Genomic DNA, 18761 nt, shown 5'->3' on the forward strand with positions numbered 1-18761 from the left:
CCGCGCGCTGGAGGAGCGCGCGGGGTCAGCGATGAAGAGGGATCAGTTACGAATTGGGTAGAGGGATCTGATCGGCGAATCAGTAGCGGATGACCGACGCGCCCCACGTGAAGCCGCCGCCCACGCCTTCGATGAGAATGTTGTCGCCGCGCTTGATGCGGCCGTCGCGCACCGCGACGTCGAGCGCGAGCGGAATCGATGCCGCCGACGTGTTGCCATGCTCGCCGACCGTCACGACCATGCGCTCCGGCGGCAGATGCAGCTTGCGCGCCGTGCTTTGCATGATGCGGATGTTGGCCTGATGCGGAATCAGCCAGTCGATGTCTTCAGGCGTGAGCTTCGCCTTGTCGAGCGCTTCGAGCGCGACCTTTTCGAGCACGTTGACCGCGAGCTTGAACACCGCTTGCCCGTCCATGTGCAGGAACGCGCTGCCCTGAACCACGCCGCCGTTCACGTTGCCCGGCGTGCAGAGAATGTCCGAATAGCTGCCGTCCGCGTGCAGCGCGCTCGACAGCACGCCCGGCTCATCGGACGCCTGGAGGATGACCGCGCCCGCGCCGTCGCCGAACAGCACGCACGTGGTGCGATCGTTGAAATCGAGAATGCGCGAGAACGTCTCCGCGCCGACGACGAGCGCCGTGCGGTTCATGCCGCTGCGAATGAAGCTGTCCGCCGTCGCGACGCCGTAGGCGAAACCGGAGCACACCGCCTGCACGTCGAAGGCCGCGCCGTTGTTCTTGATGCCGAGCTTGTTTTGCAACAGGCACGCCGTGCTCGGGAACACGAAGTCAGGCGTGGAAGTCGCGACGATGATCAGATCGATCGATTGCGGATCGATGCCCGCCGCCTCGATCGCCTTCTGCGAAGCGATCAGCGCGAGATCGCTCGTGGTTTGATCCGGTGCTGCGAAATGTCGCGCGTGAATGCCGGTGCGCGCGACGATCCATTCGTCATTGGTCTCGACGCCCTGCTTCGCGAGACGGTCCGCCAAGTCCTGATTCGTGACACGCTCGGACGGCAGATAGCTGCCGGTGCCCAGCACGCGAGAGTAAAGATTGGATTGAGCCATTATGCCTTCGAATGTAGCGCAGTACCGGACTCGCCCGGCGGGTTCGGCTGCGAGTTTGGCTGTGGGTTCAGCTGTGAAGCGGCCTGCTGGATCGATTGATCCGCGGCCGCCGACGCGGGACCGTTCGCGTCCGCCTCGCGCGCGGCGGGAGCGTTTTCTTCCATCGCGCGCACCAGGCGTTCGAGCACGCCATTTTTGACGGCATCATACCCGCGTTTGATGGCCCACTCAAACCCGAAGGCCTCGGCCGAACCGTGACTTTTGATTACGAGCCCGCGCAGGCCGAGCAAGGCCGCGCCGTTATATTGCGCCGGATCGACACGCCTCTTGAAACGCTTCAGCACGGGCAGCGCGACGAGCGCCATCAACTTCGAGGCGAAGTTGCGGCTGAACTCTTCCTTGATCATGTCGGCGAGCATTTTCGCGAGACCTTCGGAGGTCTTCAGCGCGACATTGCCGACGAAGCCGTCGCACACGACGACATCGGTCGTACCTTTATAGATGTCGTTGCCTTCCACGTTGCCGTAGAAGTTGAGCGTGCTCGCGCGCAGCAGTTCGCCCGCGCGCTTGATCGTTTCGTTGCCCTTGATGACTTCTTCGCCGATGTTGAGCAGACCGATCGTGGGCCGTTCGCGCCCTTCGATCGCCGATACGAGCGCGTGGCCCATCTCCGCGAACTGCAGCAGATGCTCGGGTTCGCAATCGACGTTGGCGCCCAGGTCGAGCACCGTGGTGTAGCCCTTCTGGCTCGGCATCGCGAACGCAATGGCAGGCCGCTCGATACCGGCGAGCGTCTTCAGCACATAGCGCGACACCGCCATGAGCGCGCCGGTGTTGCCGGCGGAAATGCAGGTCTGCGCCTCGCCCTCTTTCACGAGATTGAGCGCGACGCGCATCGACGAATCTTTCTTCTTGCGCAGCGCGACTTCGACCGGGTCGTCCATCGCGACGACTTCGCTGGCGGGAACGACGGTCAGACGCGGCTCGTCGGAAGCCTTGTACTTCTTGAGCTGAGCGCGGATGGGCTGCTCGAGACCGACGAGCATCAGGTGCGCGTCGGGATGCGAGCGCACGAAATTGACGGCAGCGGGAACGGTCACGGCCGGACCGTGGTCGCCTCCCATGCAGTCGATGGTTATCTTTACAGTCATGGAACGCGACGAATTTCGGACACAAAAAAGCGGCAGTGAAATGCCGCCTTCTCGTCGTACCGGGAAAGTGTCAAGAGCGAGTTGCGCCCGCGCGCCCGTGGAATGATTCCGGCGGGCGCATCGAGCGTCGATGAACGCTTAGTCGTTCTTCGTCTTGATGACTTTCTTGCCACGATAGTAGCCGTTCGGGCTCACGTGGTGGCGCATATGCACCTCGCCCGTGCTCGGCTCGACAGCCAGCGGAGCCGTCGGGAGGAAGTCGTGGGAACGGTGCATGCCGCGCTTCGACGGCGACTTCTTGTTTTGCTGAACTGCCATGATTACTCCAGAAAAATTTTGCGAATTCTAACACAGCCCGATCCGCCGACAGCCCTCGGCCGTTCGGCCATCGGGTGCGCACATCACGCTACCAGTTTGTTGCGTGCTACAAAACCATTTCAGTGCTTCTTGCCGTCGGAGCCGCCCTTGAGCTTCTCCAGCACGGCAAACGGATTCGGCTTTTCGTCCTCATCCGTCACATCGCTTTCATCCGGCTCGTCGTCCGCCGTGCCCGGAAGCAGACTTTCGTGCGTCTCGGGACATACGTTGTGCTTGGGCACGAGCGGCAAGGACAACAACAACTCCTCTTCGATCAAGTCGACGAGATCGAACTGGCGCGAGCCCACGATCACTTCGACTTCATCGTCGTCGAGCGGAAATTCGTCCGCTTCTTCTTCCGTCGCCACGATCCGATATGTCGCATCGACATCGAGATGCTGCGAATACGGCTGAAGGCAGCGCTGGCACGTGAGCCACACCGAACCGTGCACCGCAAGACGCAGATACGGCTGCGGCGCCTCCGTGCCGTCGTCCTGCAATTCCGGCTGGGTCGAGCCCTCGCCTTGCCAGGTGAACACGGTATCGCCGTCTGGCACATCAGCCGGCACTTCGGCTAACATGCGCGGCATCTGCGACACACGCAGCGCGCCGGCCGATTGCCTGCCGCTCTTGGCGAATTCGTAAATGTCGAGCGCGCGCGGATCGGCGGGGCTCACAGGTTTGCCAGGATTCTGAGTCATGTGCGCTCCTGCTTGGCCTTACTTGGGTTAGTGCTACCGGTGAGTGCTCAGTATGCACCGCGACTCGGCTTAAATGCAGCTTCGATGCAGGCCCGACTTGCCCGAATTTGCCCCAATGTGCATCTGGCCGGCATCATGCTGTCTGACCTCGTGCTTTCTGACTCTTCGGCTCGACCGGTTTCATCGATGACAGGAGAGCCTTCGCCCGCGCACGTACCGATGAAAAGCCCAAAATCATATCGGCTTTGTTCTTTCGAGTCAAATACTTAAGGGCTGAATCGCAGCCCGTCGTTTTTACACCCTTTTTTGTCCGGTTCGTCTCATGTCTGAAGCTTCGAAATCGCCGCCACGCCTGATTCTGGCGTCCAGTTCACCTTATCGGCGCGAATTGCTCGAACGCTTGCGCATTTCGTTCGACGTCGTGTCGCCCGATATCGACGAAACGCCGCTCGCCAACGAAACGCCCGAAGCGACCGCGGTTCGGCTCTCGATCGCCAAGGCGCGTGCGGCGGCCGGACGGAGCGGCAACGACGCGAACGCCCTCGTGATCGGCTCGGATCAGGTGGCGACCTTCGACGGCAAGCAGATCGGCAAGCCCGGCACGCACGAGAAAGCCTTCGCCCAGCTCCAGGCGATGCGCGGACGCAGCGTCGAATTCCACAGCGCGCTTTGCCTGTTCGACAGCCGCACGGGCGACGCGCAATCCGCCGATATCGTCACGCGCGTGCGGTTTCGGCGCTATTCGGACGCCCAGATCGAGACGTACCTGCGCGCCGAAACGCCGTACGACTGCGCCGGCAGCGCCAAGGCGGAAGGCCTGGGCATCGCGTTGCTCGAAGCGATCGAATCCGACGATCCCACCGCGCTGATCGGCCTGCCGCTGATCGCGCTGACCGGAATGCTCGCGAACGCCGGCCATCCGGTGCTGGAGGCGGCATGACCGGCGTTCTCTATCTGATTCCGAACACGCTCGGCGAAGGCGACGCCGACACGCTCGCCCAAGTACTGCCCGAACCGGTGCGCGCGCAGGCGGCCGCGCTCGCGTACTACATCGGCGAAAACGCCAAAACGACGCGCGCCTTTCTGAAGAAAGTGGGCACCGAACGTCCGATTCAGGAAATCGAGGTGCGCGAGCTGAATGTGAACACGCCGCCAGCGGAAATCGACAAGCTGCTCGCGCCGATCCTCGCCGGCACCGACGCCGGCCTCGTCTCCGAAGCGGGCTGTCCCGCCGTCGCCGATCCCGGTGCGTTGCTCGTGCGGCGCGCGCATCAGCGTGGCGTGAAGGTCGTGCCGTTCGTCGGACCGAGCTCGATCTTGCTCGCGCTGATGGCTTCCGGCATGAACGGACAGAGCTTCGCGTTCAACGGCTATCTGCCGGTCGATGCCGGCGAACGCGCGAAACGGCTGCGCGAGCTGGAGCAACTGTCGCGCAAGGCTAATCAGACGCAGATTTTCATTGAGACGCCCTATCGCAATAAGGCGATGCTCGACGCGCTCATCGCTGGCTGCGCGCCGTCGACGCTCATTTGCGTCGCCGTCGATCTGACGCTGCCGGGCGAAAACATCGTCACGCGCACGGCGGCCGACTGGAAGAAGCAGGCCGCGCCGGACCTGCATAAGCGCCCGGCGATCTTCCTCTTGCTGGCTTCATAAACTCAGCGCAACTGAGGCTTGCCGCCGAGCGTGAGCGCGCGCATGGCGGCATCGCCCACGGATGCGCCGAAGCGCCGCACCACACGCTCGCTGATGCTTTCCTTTTGCGTGTAATCGACGATATCCGGCTGCTTGATGACCTCGCGCGCGACATAGCTGGCGTCGCCGAAACCATCGGCGAGACCGAGTTCGACGCTCTTTTCGCCGGTCCAGAACATGCCCGAGAACAGCTCCGGATCATCCTTCAGACGCTTGCCGCGCCCGAGCTTCACGGCATCGATGAACTGCGTGTGAATTTGATCGAGCATTTCCTGCGCGTGCGCGTTCATCGCGGGCGTTTCCGGCGAGAACGGGTCAAACGCGCCCTTGTTCGCGCCCGACGTGTGCATGCGGCGCTGGATGCCGAGCTTGTCCATCAGGCCCGTGAAGCCGAAGCCGTCCATCAGCACGCCGATCGAGCCGACGATGCTCGCGCGGTCGACGTAAATCTTGTCCGCCGCCGCCGCGACGTAATAGCCGCCCGACGCGCACATGTCGTCGACGACCACGTACAGCGGCGTCTTCGGATACTTCGCGCGCAGCCGCCGGATTTCGCCGTTGATGATTCCCGCCTGCACCGGACTGCCGCCCGGACTGTTGATGCGCAGAATCACGCCCGCCGTGTTCTCGTCCTCGAACGCGCTCTGTAGCGCACCGTCGATGTTGTCGGCGCTGGCATCGCTGTTCGCGGAGATCTCGCCCTGCAGGTCGATCAGCGCCGTGTGCTTGCCCGCCTTCGCGGCACGATCGCCGGTGAAATCGAACACGCCCCAGGCGATCAGCGCGATCACGCCGAGAAACAGGAAGCGAAAGAAGATGCGCCAGCGACGCGCGGCGCGCTGCTCGCGAATCGCGGCGAGCGCGATGCGTTCGAGCGCTTCGCGCTCCCAGTTGTCGTTATTGCGCGGCGGAATGTTGTCGGACATGCGTCGTGGATATGTAGAGATTGAATCAGGCGGGACGCAGGGCGTCGTCGGGCAGCCAGAAGACCGCGCGCCCTTCCGGCGTGTCGCGCTCTTCGACCGTCACGGCCCGCAGACGCGCGCCGCGGCAAGGACCGCCGACGCATTTGCCGGTATCGGGCTCGTAGATCGCCCCGTGCGTCGCGCACATCAAGTATAGGCCCGAGCTTTCGAAGAACTGGCCCTCGTTCCAGTCGAGCTCCATCGGCACGTGCGCGCACCGGTTCAGATAACCGAACGCTTCGCCGCCGTATCGGACGAAGAACACGACCGCGTCGCCGCTCGCTTCGGTCGCGTTGACGCGCACGCCGGCGCCGCCATCGACGAGTTCGTCGGACGCGCATACCCGCACCGGTTCGCTCATGCGTGCTCCCGCAGCCAGCCGGCGAGCGACGCGACGCTGTCGGCGCAGTACTGCGGCTTGAGCGCCGCGAGAGAATCGGCCGGATGCGCGCCATAACCGACGCCGACGCCCGCCGCGCCCGCGTTGATCGCCATCTGCAGATCGTGCGTCGTGTCGCCGATCATCACCGTGCGCCCGAGATCCTGCCCGAGCTCGCGCGTGAGTTCCTGCAACATTGCGGGATGCGGCTTCGAGAACGTTTCGTCCGCGCAGCGCGTGCTGTCGAAGAGGCTCGTGAGCCGCGATTCGTCGAGCGCGCGATTCAGCCCGACGCGGCTCTTGCCCGTCGCGACCGCGAGAAAATAGCCGAGATCGCGCAATTCCTGCAGCAGTTCGCGCACGCCGCCGAAGAGTTCGGTTTTCTGGCCCATCGTCAGGAAATGGAAGCGGTAACGTTCGGCCAGGCGCGGATAGTCGGACGGATCGAGCGTCGGCGCGCATATCTGCAGCGCGTCCTTCAGGCCGAGGCCGATCACATAGCTCGCGGATTCATCGGCGGGAACCGGCAGCCCGAGGTCGCGGCACGCGGCCTGAATGCTGCGCGTGATGTGGACGGTCGAATCCATCAGCGTGCCGTCCCAGTCGAAAACGATCAGATCGAATTGCTGCCGCGCCATTTACTCGGTCTCCCGGTTTTTCAGTTGTTCGATGAACCGTTTGCACTCGACGGGCAGCGGCGCTTCGAATTGCAGCGGCTCGCCCGTCGCCGGGTGCGTGATTTTCAGTCGATACGCGTGCAAAAACATGCGTTTCAGCGACGGCTTCGCGCTCGGGCGGGCCAATTCCTTGTTCAGCGCGAAATCGCCGTATTTGGCGTCGCCCGCGATCGGCAGGCCGATGCTCGCCATGTGCACGCGAATCTGGTGCGTGCGGCCGGTTTTCAGCTCTGCCTCGACCCACGCGTAGTCGCGCCAGCGCTCGATCAGATTGAAGACCGTATGCGACGGCAGCCCGTTCTCCTGGATTCGCACGCGCCGCTCGCCATCCGCTGCGACATATTTATGCAACGGCGCCTTGACGATGCGCCGGCGGCCCCAGTCGCTCTGCCAGTCGCCGTGACCGCACGCGTAATAGCGCTTGTCGACCCGATTTTCGCGAATCTGCTCGTGCAGCCCGACGAGCGCCTGGCGCTTCTTGGCGAGCATGAGCACGCCCGACGTCTCGCGATCCAGCCGATGCACCAGTTCGAGAAATTTTGCGTGCGGCCGCGCATTGCGCAACTGCTCGATGACGCCGAACGCGACGCCGCTGCCGCCGTGCACCGCGACGCCGGACGGTTTATCGATGACGATCAGATGGTCGTCCTCGAAGAGAATCGGGAATTCGGCGGCGGGCGCGTTCGACGACACCGGCGCCGCGTCCTGCTGCGCGATGCGGATCGGCGGCACGCGCACGAGATCGCCCAGTTCGAGCCGGTAAGCCGCGTCGATGCGTCCCTTGTTCACGCGCACTTCGCCACTTCGGAGAATGCGGTAAATATGGCTCTTCGGGACGCCCTTGCAGACGCGCAGCAAAAAATTGTCGATCCGCTGACCGGCGGCCGTTTCGTCGACTTCGATCATCGACACTTGTTCGCTTGCGACCTGTTTATGGGATGTTTTGCCTAACTCATTCATTCTGAATATAATTTGCGAGCAGCCTGAAAAGGTCGACGCTTAGGATCAAGCAGCGGCCGAATTATTCAGACTGTATCGGTGCAAGCGATAAACCATCATTTTACTTGCGCCCAAGGTCGGTTGCTCACCCGGAAAATCGAGAGCGACGAGTTGCACGCACGGCGATATCACCGGCAAGGACGGAGCCCACAGGCGCGTTCGGTCGAGTCGATCGCCGACGGTAACGGATTTTTGGTCAAAAAGAATTTTATCGGCGAGAAGCGACGGCGCCCGGCAAAACCGGATGCCAGCCCGGATCGACCCTGCCGTCGAGCGGGAGAAAAAGGCAAATCGACGCTCGCCGATTTTGCGAACAACTGACGGCGAAATCGCTGCTGCGCTGATTTCTGCGAAGCGCGACAACGCCGCAAAAGAGGCGAGACATGCGGCCGCGAGCCGACGGGAGCCGACAGAAACAAGTCGGGCCCGCGGCCGTGCCGGCGCGGCAAGGCAGCAAAGAGGATCGGTTACGAAGCATCGCGCCGGTTTGCGCGAGACCGCTCTTCCTCGCGGCCGCCGTTGGGAGGAATCAGGCTCTTTGCAAGAGCGCAGGCCGGTTCGGCGCGTCCATTTTGAGACGCGGAGCCGCAGCGCCGCCGTTCATCCTCGCCACGAGCCGAGCGATCTGTCGTACGTCTCGCAGTTGCTTCGCAATGCGCCCCACGGCGCGGCTGTCCGATGCGGAAGCCGCGGCCTGCTTTCGGCAATTCTCCCGCCAGAAGTCCCGCTCCAGCGTGCTTTGTGACAACACACAAAAAAGCGTGGCACGCCCACCTTCCCGCTTCGCGCGCGTGATGCATCAGTCACCGACGCCGATTCGCACGACGAGGGAGGACGGAGCCATTCTGGAGCCGTTTCATGAAACGAATGCTGTTTAACGCGACGCAGCAAGAGGAATTGCGCGTCGCCATCGTCGATGGGCAGAAGCTCATCGATATCGACATCGAAACCGCCGGGCGCGAACAGCGCAAAGGCAACATCTACAAGGGAGTCGTCACCCGCATCGAGCCATCGCTCGAAGCCTGCTTCGTCAACTACGGCGAAGACCGCCACGGCTTCCTGCCGTTCAAGGAAGTCGCCCGCCAGTATTTCCGCGATGGCGTCGAGATGCGCTCCGCGCGCATTCAGGACGCGCTGCGCGAAGGCCAGGAACTCATCGTCCAGGTCGAGAAGGAAGAGCGCGGCAACAAGGGCGCGGCGCTGACCACGTTCATCTCGCTGGCCGGACGTTACCTCGTCCTGATGCCGAACAACCCGCGCGGCGGCGGCGTGTCGCGCCGCATCGAAGGCGACGAACGGCAGGAACTGCGCGAAACCATGGCGCAGCTCGAACTGCCGGAAGGCATGAGCATCATCGCGCGCACGGCGGGTATCGGCCGTTCGGCGGAAGAGCTCCAGTGGGACCTGAACTACCTGATGCAACTGTGGCGCGCGATCGAAGCCGCGTCGCAGAGCGGCGTCGCCGGCCAGCCGATGCTCATTTATCTCGAATCGAGCCTCGTCATCCGCGCGATTCGCGACTACTTCCAGCCGGATATCGGCGAAATTCTCATCGACACGACCGAAATCCATGACCAGGCGCGCGCCTTCATGGATATCGTGATGCCCGACAACCTCTCGAAGGTGAAGCGCTATCACGACGACGTGCCGCTCTTCTCGCGCTTCCAGATCGAGCATCAGATCGAAACCGCGTACTCGCGCACGGTGCCGCTGCCGTCGGGCGGCGCGATCGTGATCGATCACACCGAGGCGCTCGTCGCCATCGACGTGAACTCGGCGCGCGCGACCAAGGGCGCGGACATCGAGGAAACCGCGACGCGCACCAATCTCGAAGCCGCCGACGAAGTCGCGCGTCAGCTTCGTCTGCGCGATCTGGGCGGGCTGATCGTGATCGATTTCATCGACATGGAATCGGCCAAGAGCCAGCGCGAAGTCGAGCAGCGCCTGAAAGATGCGTTGAAGCACGACCGCGCCCGCGTACAAATGGGCAAGATCTCGCGCTTCGGCCTGATGGAACTGTCGCGTCAGCGCCTGCGTCCCGCGCTGTCGGAAGGCAGCCACGTGACGTGCCCGCGCTGCAACGGCACGGGTCACATCCGCGATACCGAATCGTCCGCGCTGCAAGTGCTGCGGATCATTCAGGAAGAAGCGATGAAGGAAAACACCGCGGCGATCCATTGCCAGGTGCCGGTCGAGGTGACCGCCTTCCTGCTCAACGAAAAGCGCTCCGAAATCAACAAGATCGAGTCGCGCTTCAAGGTCAATGTCGTCCTGATTCCGAACAAGCATCTCGAAACGCCGCACTACAAGCTGGAGCGTCTGCGTCACGACGATGCGCGTCTCGACGATCCGCGCGCGTCGTGGAAGATGGCCGTCGAAGCGGCGAGCGAGCTCGAATCGGAGACCGGCTACAGCAAGCGCACCGAAGAGGTGAAGCCGAAGCAGGAGGCCGCCGTGAAGGGCATCACGCCCGAGAAGCCCGCGCCGAGCGCGCCGGTGAAGCCCGCGCCCGTCGAGGCCGCGCCCGCGCCGACGCCCGTTCCGGCGAGCGGCGGATTCATCGCGTGGATCAAGAATCTGTTCGGCATTCAGCCTGCGCCGCAACCCGCGCCGGCTCCGGTCGAAGCGCAACCGGCCACGCGCGCGCCGCGCGAACGCGGTGAACGCACCGGCGGCGGCGATCGCAACCGCAATCGACGTAGCGGTGGCGCCGCGCGCGAAGGCGCTGCGGCAGGCACGGCGGCGGGCGCCAACGGCGCGGCGCGCCAGGGCGGCCGTCGTGAGGATCGCGAGGCGCGTGGCGGACGCGAAGGTCGTGAACTGCGCGAAGTCCGCGAGCCGCGTGAGGCTCGTGAACCGCGCGAGGCACGCGAAGCACGCGAGCCGCGCGAGGCACGCGAGGCACGCGAACCGCGTGAAGCGCGCGACCGCAACGCGGAACGCGCAGCGCGTCCGGAAGCAACCGAACGTCCGGAACGCCGCGAGCGTCCGGATCGTGGCGAACGCGCCGAGCGTGGCGACCGCGCTGAACGAACCGAGCGCGCGGAACGCGGCGAGCGTCGCAAGCCGCAACCGGAAGCCGCCGTCGAGGCGCTGACGCAAGGCGAAACGGTGCCGTCGGAAATCGTCGAAGCGGCGCAAGCCAATGCGGACGCGCAAGTGACCGGCATCGATGCGGCATCCGACGCGGCGGCCGCACGTGACGGCGAAGAGCGTCGTCGCCGTCGCCGTGGGCGTCGTGGCGGTCGTCGCGAGCGCGAAGAAGACGGCATGACGGTGAATCACGCGGCGGACGTCGCCGAAGCAGAAGGCGCAGCAGAGAGCACTTCGGCGCAAGCCGGCGTGTTTGATGCGGAAGCCGCGCAGGAAGCGGCTGCACGTCGCGAACCCCGCCCGGCCGCGCCGCAACCGGTGGAAGCGTCGGTGCAGCAACCGGCCGCTCAGCCGCTCGAAGCGAAGCCGCAAGAGCAAGCGCCCGCCGCTGCGGAGGAAGCGCCGGTCGCCAAGACTGTTGAGGCCGAGCCTTTTGAACTGAAGGCGCAAACGCCCGAACCGACGAACTTCGATCTCTTCGCCAAGCCCGCTCCGGCACCGGAGGTCGAGAATCCGTTCGGTCCGGAGCCGAAGGTCGCCGAGACGAAATTGGCCGATCCGTTCGCACCCGCGTCCGCGCCGGTCGCATCCGAAGAGCCGAAGCCCGTGGAAACGGCGCCGACGCCCGTCGAGCCGGTCGCGGCCGAGCCTGCCGAAGTCGCCGAGCCGGTGAAGACCGCCGCTGTCGCATCGACGCCCGAAGCGACGGCCGTCGAGCCAGTGAAGCCGGTCGAGATCGCGCAAGCGCAGACGCAAGCGCCGGTCTTCGCGCCGGAGCCTGTCGCAGTCGTCGACGAGCCGGTGAAGGTCGCTGCGCCCGCCGCGCCTGCAACGTCGACGCCGATCGCCGTCGAAACCCTTCAGCCGATGCTGGAGCGTGCGGGCCTCGTCTGGGTGAACACCGACGAAGGCAAGCTGCGCGAAGCCAATGCCGCCGCCGCACGCGAGCCGGCTGCGGTGCGCGTGCCGCGCGAACGCAAGGCACTTCCGCCGGCCGACACCGCGCCCATGCAGCAAGTGGAAACCAGCAAGCAGGCCCACTAAGCGCGCGCGTCCCGTTCACTCCGGTGAACGGGCAAAAGCCAGAAACGCCATCGATCCCCGATCGATGGCGTTTTTTTGCGTCGTAAAACGGCTGAACCGAGGGAAAACCGCGACTCCGTGGCAGTGCGTCCCGATGTCCCGCTTCCGTTAGAATGGAACGATCCAACCATTATTCGAACAAGGCCGAAGCGGCCGAGCCGAGCCCCGAGTCATCATGCCCCGACGCATCATTCCTCTCGCCGATGTCAGCGCGATCCCGGATTTCTCCGGCGCCGCGACATCGCCGTCCGGGCTGCTCACGGACACGCTCGCGCGCCCATTGCGGGATTTGCGCATTTCCGTGACAGATCGCTGCAACTTTCGCTGCGTGTACTGCATGCCACGCGAAGTGTTCGATAAGGATTACCAGTTTCTCCCGCACGCCGCCCTGCTCTCGTTCGAGGAAATCGAGCGCCTCGCGCGCGTATTCGTCGCCCACGGCGTGGAAAAGATTCGCCTTACGGGCGGCGAGCCGCTTCTGCGCAAGAACATCGAATTCCTGATCGAGCGGCTCGCGCTGTTGCGCACGCCCGAAGGCCGCCCGCTCGATCTGACGCTCACGACGAACGGCTCGCTCCTCGCGCGCAAGGCGAAGTCGCTGAAGGACGCGGGTTTGTCGCGCGTCACCGTGAGCCTCGATGCGCTCGACGACGCCCTCTTTCGCCGCATGAACGATGCCGATTTCGCGGTCGCCGACGTGCTGAACGGCATCGAGACGGCGCAAGCCGCCGGGCTCGCTCCGATCAAGGTGAACATGGTCGTGAAGCGCGGCACGAACGATCAGGAAATCGTCCCGATGGCGCGCCATTTCAAAGGCAGCGGCGCGGTTCTGCGTTTCATCGAATATATGGATGTCGGCGCGTCGAACGGCTGGAACATGAGCGAAGTGCTGCCTTCGGTGCAAGTGGTCGAACGCATCGACGCGCACTTTCCGCTGGAACCGCTCGAAGCCCACACGGCCGCGGAAACGGCGCAGCGCTGGGGCTATCGCGACGGCAGCGGTGAAATCGGCGTGATTTCGAGCGTCACACGCGCGTTTTGCGACTCGTGCACGCGTGCCCGGCTCTCGACGGAAGGCAAGCTGTATCTGTGTCTCTTCGCGGTTTCCGGCCACGACCTGCGCGGACTGATCCGCAGCGGCGCGGGCGACGACGAAGTCGCCACAGCCATCGCGCGAATCTGGGAGGCGCGCGGCGACCGGTATTCGCAATTGCGCGGCAGCGCGTCGGCGCCATCTCGCGACGATGCACGTCGCGTCGAGATGTCGTACATCGGCGGCTGAGCGCGGCGGATCGTTCGTGCTGAGCGCTCATTCATCGTCCAGCGTCACGGCGCTCGTGCTCGCGGGCGGACGCGGCTCGCGCATGGGCGGCATCGACAAGGGCATGCAGCCGTTTCGCGGTGAGCCGCTCGCGTTGCACGTGATGCGGCGCATCGCGCCTCAGGCGGGCGCGCTTCTGATCAGCGCAAATCGTTCCATCGAAGACTACGCGCGCCTCGGCACGGCATTCGGCGCGCGCGTTGTCGCGGACGCGCGCGCGGATTTCCCCGGGCCGCTCGCCGGCATCGCCGCTGCGTTGCGCGTTGCGAGCACCGAATTCGTTCTGACCGCGCCTTGCGACGCCCCTTTCGTCGACGAACACATCGGCGCCGCGTTGATGCAAGCACTCGACGCGCACGGCGGCGACGTTGCATACGCAGCAACAATCGACGCGTCGGGCGAAGTCATGGCCCACCCCGTTTTCGCGTTGCTGCGTACATCGCTCGCCGACGACCTGGACGCCTGGCTGGACGCGGGCGAGCGCAAGGTGCGCGCGTGGTACGCGCGCCACAAGGCGGTGGAAGTCCAATTTCACGACGAACGCGCGTTTTACAATATCAACGATTTACAGCAGCTCGCCGATCTGGAACGCCGCTGACTCGTTCAACCGGCTGCCCGCTCACATCGCCATTGCGGGCGCTCAACCACCGCGCGGCCACGTGCTGCTTCGCCGGATTCCGGCCGCGATCCACGCCGATTCATGACCACGTCCAAGGATTTTTCCGCCTGCGTCGCCCACTACGATCCGAATGCGCTGCCCGTTGAAGCCGCGCAGGAAATCGTGCGCCAGTGGGCCATGCCGCGCATGCGGGACGCGCAGATCGAGCGCGTGAGCCTGTTCGACGCGCTCGGCCGCGTGCTCGCCGAGGATGTGATCTCGCCCATCGACGTCCCCGCTTACGACAATTCCGCGATGGACGGCTACGCGTTCGCCGGCGATGTGCTCTCGCGCGGTGGCGATACGGTCGGCTTGTCCGTCGCGGGCACGGCGCTCGCCGGGCGGCCGTTCGAAGGCGCGCCGGGCGCGGATCAATGCGTGCGGATCATGACGGGCGCGCTCATCCCGCCCGGCTGCGACACGGTCGTGCCGCAGGAGTTCGTCACGCGCGAAGGCGACGCGATCCGCTTTTCGCCGGCGACGATCCATGCCGGCCAGAATCGCCGCCTCTCCGGCGAGGATCTCGCGAAAGGCAAGCCGGCGCTGCTCGCGGGTCGCGTCGTGCGGGCGTCGGATCTCGGTTTGCTCGCGTCGCTCGGTATCGGCGAAGTGTCGGTTCGCAGGCGGCTCACCGTCGCCTTCTTTTCGACGGGCGACGAATTGCGTTCGGTCGGCGAAACGCTGAGCGCTGGCAGCCTTTACGACAGTAATCGCTACACGCTCTTCGCAATGCTCAAGCGGCTCGGCGTCGAAACCGTCGATCTGGGTATCGTGCGCGACGATCGCGCCTCGCTCGAAAAGGCGCTGCGTCATGCGACCGAAAGCGCCGATGTCGTCATCAGTTCGGGCGGCGTGTCGGTCGGCGATGCGGACTTCACGCGCGCGCTGATGAATTCGCTCGGCGACGTCGCCTTCTGGAAGATCGCGATGCGCCCCGGCCGCCCGCTGGCATTCGGCCGGCTGTGGTCGGGCGAGCGCCCGGGCGCGGGCGAGTCGGCGCTCTTCTTCGGGTTGCCGGGGAACCCGGTCGCCGTAATGGCGACGTTCTACTTCATCGTGCGCGAGGCGCTTCTGGCGATGTCGGGCGCGATGCGCCAGCCGCTCACCGTCATCCGCGCGCGCGCCGCCGAGCCGATGAAAAAGCGCGCGGGCCGCACCGAGTTCCAGCGCGGAATCGCGACGCGCGACGACGACGGGCGCTTTCGCGTCGTCACTACCGGTCCGCAGGGTTCCGGCGTGCTGAGTTCGATGAGCGAAGCGAACTGCTTCATCGTGCTCGAGCACGCGCGCGGCGACGTCGAAGCGGGCGACGAAGTCGAAATCGTGCCGTTCGACGGCCTGATCTGATCCGGCGCCGCCGCCAGCCGGTACAAACATTCCTACATCGATAGACGGGGCTTTCCTTCCATGAAAAAGCAGATTTCATTCATCGCACCGGGACAGACCGCCAAGGCGCTGATTCTCGTGTACCTGACTTTCAGCGTGCCCATTGTGCTGCTCGGCGTCGTGGTCGCGTTCGTGCGATACGGCTCGGTGGAAGTGAGCACCGTCACGAGCGCGCTGCTCCTGAACGCGATTCTCGGTTTCATCCTGCTGTGGATCGCGTGCCACGCGTACAACTGGGTGGCCTCGCGTTTCGGCGGCATCGAGATCGTGCTCTCCGACGCGCCGGAGGAAGCGTGAGCGCCCCGATCATCCGCGCGGCCTCGCCCGCCGACGTCGCCGCGATCTTCGGCCTGATGTACGAGCTGGCCGAGTTCGAGAAGCTCACGCATCTGTTCATCGCGACGGAGCAAGGCGTGCATGACGCGCTCTTCGGCGCACGACCGGCCGCTGAAGCGCTCGTCGCGGAAGTCGAAGGCGAAATCGTCAGCTATGCGCTCTTCTTCCAGAACTTCTCGACCTTCCTCGGCAAGCGCGGCCTGTATCTCGAAGACCTCTACGTGCGTCCTTCGATGCGCGGCAGCGGCCTCGGGACGCTGATGCTGAAAAAGCTCGCCGCGCTCGCGGTCGAGCGCCAGTGCGGCCGCTTCGAATGGTCGGTGCTGGACTGGAATCAGAACGCCATCGATTTCTACGAAAAGATGGGCGCGACCGTGCTGCCCGACTGGCGCATCGTGCGCGTGACGGGCGAGCCGCTCGAACGCCTCGCGTCCTGAATCGCGTCCTGCATCACGGCTCGTCGTCGCCTTCGGGCGATGACGGATCGCCGAACGCCTCGCCCAACAATCCCGCCGCCTGTTCGCCGGGCAACGCCTCGACATCCCGAAGGCGCTTGCCCATCTGCCGCGTGCGCGTCTGCGCCGCTTCGATCGAGCGCGTCACCGTTTCGAGCTGCGACTTTGTTCGCGCCAGCACTTCGCCGAACTTGCCGAACTCGGTCTTCACCGCGCCGAGCACCTGCCACACTTCGCTGGAACGCTTCTCGATGGCCAGCGTGCGGAAGCCCATCTGCAGGCTGTTGAGGAGCGCGGTCAGCGTCGTGGGTCCCGCGACGGTCACGCGAAACTCGCGCTGCAACGAATCGCTCAGGCCAGGACGGCGCAAGACTTCCGCGTAGAGACCTTCGGTCGGCAGGAAGAGCAATGCGAAGTCCGTCGTGTGCGGCGGCGCAACGTACTTCTGCGCGATCGATTTCGCCTCCGCGCGCAAGCGCCCTTCCAGCGCGCGCGACGCGTCCTCGACACCGGCCGGGTCCGCGCGTTCCTGCGCATCGATCAGACGCTCGTAGTCCTCGCGCGGAAATTTCGCGTCGATGGGCAGCCACACGGGCGTAGCCACGTCGCCCGGCGCACCCGGCGCGTCGTGCCGGCCAGGCAGCCTGATCGCGAACTCGACGCGTTCGTTGCTCTTCGGAACCGTCGCGACGTTCTTCGCGTACTGATCGGGCGTGAGCAACTGTTCCAGCAGCGCTTCGAGCTGCACTTCGCCCCAGATGCCGCGCGTCTTGACGTTGGTCAGTACCTTCTTCAGATCGCCGACACCCGCCGCGAGCGTCTGCATCTCGCCGAGTCCCCGATGCACCTGCTCCAGCCTGTCGGAGACGAGCTTGAACGACTCGCCGAGCCGTTGCTCCAGCGTCGCGTGCAACTTTTCGTCGACGGTGCGGCGCATCTCGTCGAGCTTCGTCGCGTTGTTCGCCTCGATGTCCTTCAGGCGCGCTTCGAGCGTCGCGCGCACTTCGCCGAGCCGCCGCTCGTTCGCTTCGGAAAGCTGCGCGAGATGCAGCGACATGGAATCGGCGAAGCGCTTCAACGCGTTGCCCTGATCCTCGCGCGCCTGCTGGCTTTGCTGTGCGAGCTGCTGCGCAAGCGCGTCGAATTGCGCGTTCTGCACGTTCGACGTGCTCGCCAGTTGCGTCGAAAGCGTCTGATGGAATTGCGCGAAGCCGCTTTGCGATTCCATGCGCGAGACGCGCGCGCTCTCCGCGATATCGCCACGCAAGCCGCGTTCGAGCCGTTCCTGCGCGCGCGCGTGTGCCTCGCCCATGTCGTTGACGCGATCGGTGAGCGCTTCGAACTCGTCGAAGATGACCGCGTTCGAATTGCGCCGCATCGTCATGACGAGCGCGACGAGCGAGACCACCAGCGCGATCGCCAGCACGGCGATCGCGCCAACCAGCAGTTCCATCATTTCTTCAGTACGTCCGAATTGATCGGGTTCGGCGGATCGCCTGCGCGCGGCCCTTCGCCCAGCGCGGCGATGAGATTGTCGGCCGCGAGATTGGCCATCGCGCGGCGCGTGCCTTCGGTCGCGCTCGCGATATGCGGCGTCAGCACGACGTTGTCGAGCAGCAGGAAATCCGGGTTGAAATTCGGCTCGCCCTCGAACACGTCGATGCCCGCCGCCGCGATGCGCTTGTCGCGCAACGCCGCGATCAACGCCGCATCGTCGACGATGCCGCCGCGCGCGATATTCGTCAGCGTCGCCGTCGGCTTCATCAGCGCGAGTTCGGCCGCGCCGATCGTATGATGGCTTTCCTTCGAGTAAGGCACGACGAGCACGACATGATCCGCGCGCTTGAGCAGATCTTCCTTCGACGCGTACTCGGCATTCAGCTCGCGCTCGATTTCCGGCGCGACGCGCGAACGGTTGTGATACATCACGCGCATGTTGAAGCCGGCCGCGCGCCGCGCCAGCGCCTGCCCGATGCGCCCCATGCCGATCACGCCGAGCGTCGAGCCGTAGACATCGGTGCCGAGGAACGAGTCGAACGACCACTTCTGCCACTTGCCCGCGCGCAGAAAGTGCTCGGATTCGGTGACGCGACGCGCCGCCGCCATCATCAGCGCCCAGCCGAAATCGGCCGTGGTTTCGTTCAGCACGTTGGGCGTGTTGGTGCCGAGCACCTTGTGCGCGTCGAACGCCCGCATGTCGAAGTTGTTGTAGCCGACCGCCATGTTCGCAACGACCTTCAGATTCGGCGCGCCCGAAAGCTCTTTCTCGCCGACCATCTCGCCCGCCGTGAACGCGCCGTCCTTGTCTGCGAGACGCCGCGCGAACTCTTCCTGCGGGAGCACGTCGCCGAGATTCACATCGACATCGAAATGCTGCTTCAGTCGCTCGATCACGTCGGGAAAAGTGGGACGCGCTACCAGCACTTTCTTCTTCAT

Annotated in this window: 18 protein-coding genes; 8 read left to right on the forward strand and 10 right to left on the reverse strand. The window is 64.7% G+C overall.

All coding sequences use genetic code 11. The features are described 5' to 3' along the window. Positions 1–79: 79 nt before the first annotated feature. The 4 genes from NCS03_RS10155 to NCS03_RS10170 all read right to left on the reverse strand — a co-directional run bounded on the left by NCS03_RS10155 (position 80) and on the right by NCS03_RS10170 (position 3278). Positions 80–1069, reverse strand: coding sequence for a beta-ketoacyl-ACP synthase III (locus NCS03_RS10155; protein WP_034473534.1), 990 nt, complete (start codon positions 1067–1069; stop codon positions 80–82). After that, entirely contained in the window at positions 1069–2220 is a 1152-nt protein-coding gene (gene plsX / locus NCS03_RS10160) for a phosphate acyltransferase PlsX (RefSeq protein WP_033537090.1), read from the reverse strand. Before plsX ends, NCS03_RS10155 begins: the two co-directional genes overlap by 1 nt. A 138-nt stretch (positions 2221–2358) precedes the next feature. Next, positions 2359–2538: a 50S ribosomal protein L32 gene (gene rpmF / locus NCS03_RS10165; protein ID WP_008342254.1), complete on the reverse strand. Its 180-nt coding sequence runs from the start codon at positions 2536–2538 to the stop codon at positions 2359–2361. A 119-nt stretch (positions 2539–2657) separates the two neighbouring features. Beyond that, complete coding sequence (locus NCS03_RS10170) at positions 2658–3278, reverse strand: DUF177 domain-containing protein (RefSeq protein WP_008342256.1); 621 nt, start codon at positions 3276–3278, stop codon at positions 2658–2660. A gap of 322 nt (positions 3279–3600) precedes the next feature. Between NCS03_RS10170 and NCS03_RS10175 the strand changes: the two genes are divergently transcribed. Beyond that, positions 3601–4218, forward strand: coding sequence for a Maf-like protein (locus NCS03_RS10175; RefSeq protein ID WP_250529118.1), 618 nt, complete (start codon positions 3601–3603; stop codon positions 4216–4218). Further along, on the forward strand, positions 4215–4934 hold the full coding sequence (locus tag NCS03_RS10180) for an SAM-dependent methyltransferase (RefSeq protein WP_250529119.1): 720 nt from the start codon (positions 4215–4217) through the stop codon (positions 4932–4934). The genes NCS03_RS10175 and NCS03_RS10180 overlap by 4 nt, the downstream gene beginning before the upstream one ends. A gap of 2 nt (positions 4935–4936) precedes the next feature. Here the strand turns inward: NCS03_RS10180 and NCS03_RS10185 are convergent, their stop codons facing one another. From NCS03_RS10185 to NCS03_RS10200, 4 genes are read right to left on the reverse strand one after another with little or no spacing between them, the layout of a single operon-like run. Beyond that, the gene (locus NCS03_RS10185; RefSeq protein ID WP_008342262.1) at positions 4937–5899 is read right to left on the reverse strand and encodes a S49 family peptidase; all 963 of its coding nucleotides are present in this window, start codon (positions 5897–5899) and stop codon (positions 4937–4939) included. A gap of 25 nt (positions 5900–5924) precedes the next feature. Then, the gene (locus NCS03_RS10190; RefSeq protein ID WP_250478766.1) at positions 5925–6299 is read right to left on the reverse strand and encodes a Rieske (2Fe-2S) protein; all 375 of its coding nucleotides are present in this window, start codon (positions 6297–6299) and stop codon (positions 5925–5927) included. Further along, a complete protein-coding gene (locus NCS03_RS10195) occupies positions 6296–6955 on the reverse strand; it encodes an HAD-IA family hydrolase (RefSeq protein WP_008342265.1) in 660 nt (219 codons plus the stop codon). Before NCS03_RS10195 ends, NCS03_RS10190 begins: the two co-directional genes overlap by 4 nt. Beyond that, entirely contained in the window at positions 6956–7954 is a 999-nt protein-coding gene (locus tag NCS03_RS10200; RefSeq protein ID WP_034473545.1) for an RluA family pseudouridine synthase, read from the reverse strand. 897 nt (positions 7955–8851) lie between these two features. On the opposite strand from NCS03_RS10200, the gene NCS03_RS10205 reads away from it, so the two are divergent. The 6 genes from NCS03_RS10205 (at position 8852) to NCS03_RS10230 (ending at position 16307) form a co-directional block, all read left to right on the forward strand. Next, complete coding sequence (locus NCS03_RS10205; RefSeq protein WP_250529120.1) at positions 8852–12130, forward strand: Rne/Rng family ribonuclease; 3279 nt, start codon at positions 8852–8854, stop codon at positions 12128–12130. A gap of 214 nt (positions 12131–12344) precedes the next feature. Then, positions 12345–13451: a GTP 3',8-cyclase MoaA gene (gene moaA, locus NCS03_RS10210; protein WP_008342271.1), complete on the forward strand. Its 1107-nt coding sequence runs from the start codon at positions 12345–12347 to the stop codon at positions 13449–13451. A gap of 82 nt (positions 13452–13533) precedes the next feature. Next, positions 13534–14088, forward strand: a complete 555-nt coding sequence (gene mobA / locus NCS03_RS10215; RefSeq protein WP_250458332.1) for a molybdenum cofactor guanylyltransferase MobA — start codon at positions 13534–13536, stop codon at positions 14086–14088. A gap of 102 nt (positions 14089–14190) precedes the next feature. Continuing rightward, positions 14191–15495, forward strand: coding sequence for a molybdopterin molybdotransferase MoeA (gene moeA / locus NCS03_RS10220; protein WP_250458306.1), 1305 nt, complete (start codon positions 14191–14193; stop codon positions 15493–15495). A gap of 60 nt (positions 15496–15555) precedes the next feature. Next, positions 15556–15831 carry a hypothetical protein gene (locus tag NCS03_RS10225; protein WP_008342276.1) on the forward strand — a complete coding sequence of 92 codons (276 nt, stop codon included), beginning with the start codon at positions 15556–15558 and terminating at the stop codon, positions 15829–15831. A gap of 56 nt (positions 15832–15887) precedes the next feature. After that, positions 15888–16307, forward strand: coding sequence for a GNAT family N-acetyltransferase (locus NCS03_RS10230; RefSeq protein ID WP_051078884.1), 420 nt, complete (start codon positions 15888–15890; stop codon positions 16305–16307). Positions 16308–16320: 13 nt separating this feature from the next. Here NCS03_RS10230 and NCS03_RS10235 read toward each other — a convergent pair whose 3' ends face one another. Then, positions 16321–17781 (reverse strand): DNA recombination protein RmuC, encoded by a 1461-nt coding sequence (locus NCS03_RS10235; RefSeq protein ID WP_250440021.1) that lies wholly within the window; start codon positions 17779–17781, stop codon positions 16321–16323. Beyond that, complete coding sequence (locus NCS03_RS10240; RefSeq protein WP_250529121.1) at positions 17778–18761, reverse strand: 2-hydroxyacid dehydrogenase; 984 nt, start codon at positions 18759–18761, stop codon at positions 17778–17780. Before NCS03_RS10240 ends, NCS03_RS10235 begins: the two co-directional genes overlap by 4 nt.

Origin of the sequence: Caballeronia sp. ATUFL_F1_KS4A, assembly GCF_023630905.1 — a bacterium.
In the GTDB taxonomy this organism is placed as follows: domain Bacteria; phylum Pseudomonadota; class Gammaproteobacteria; order Burkholderiales; family Burkholderiaceae; genus Caballeronia; species Caballeronia zhejiangensis.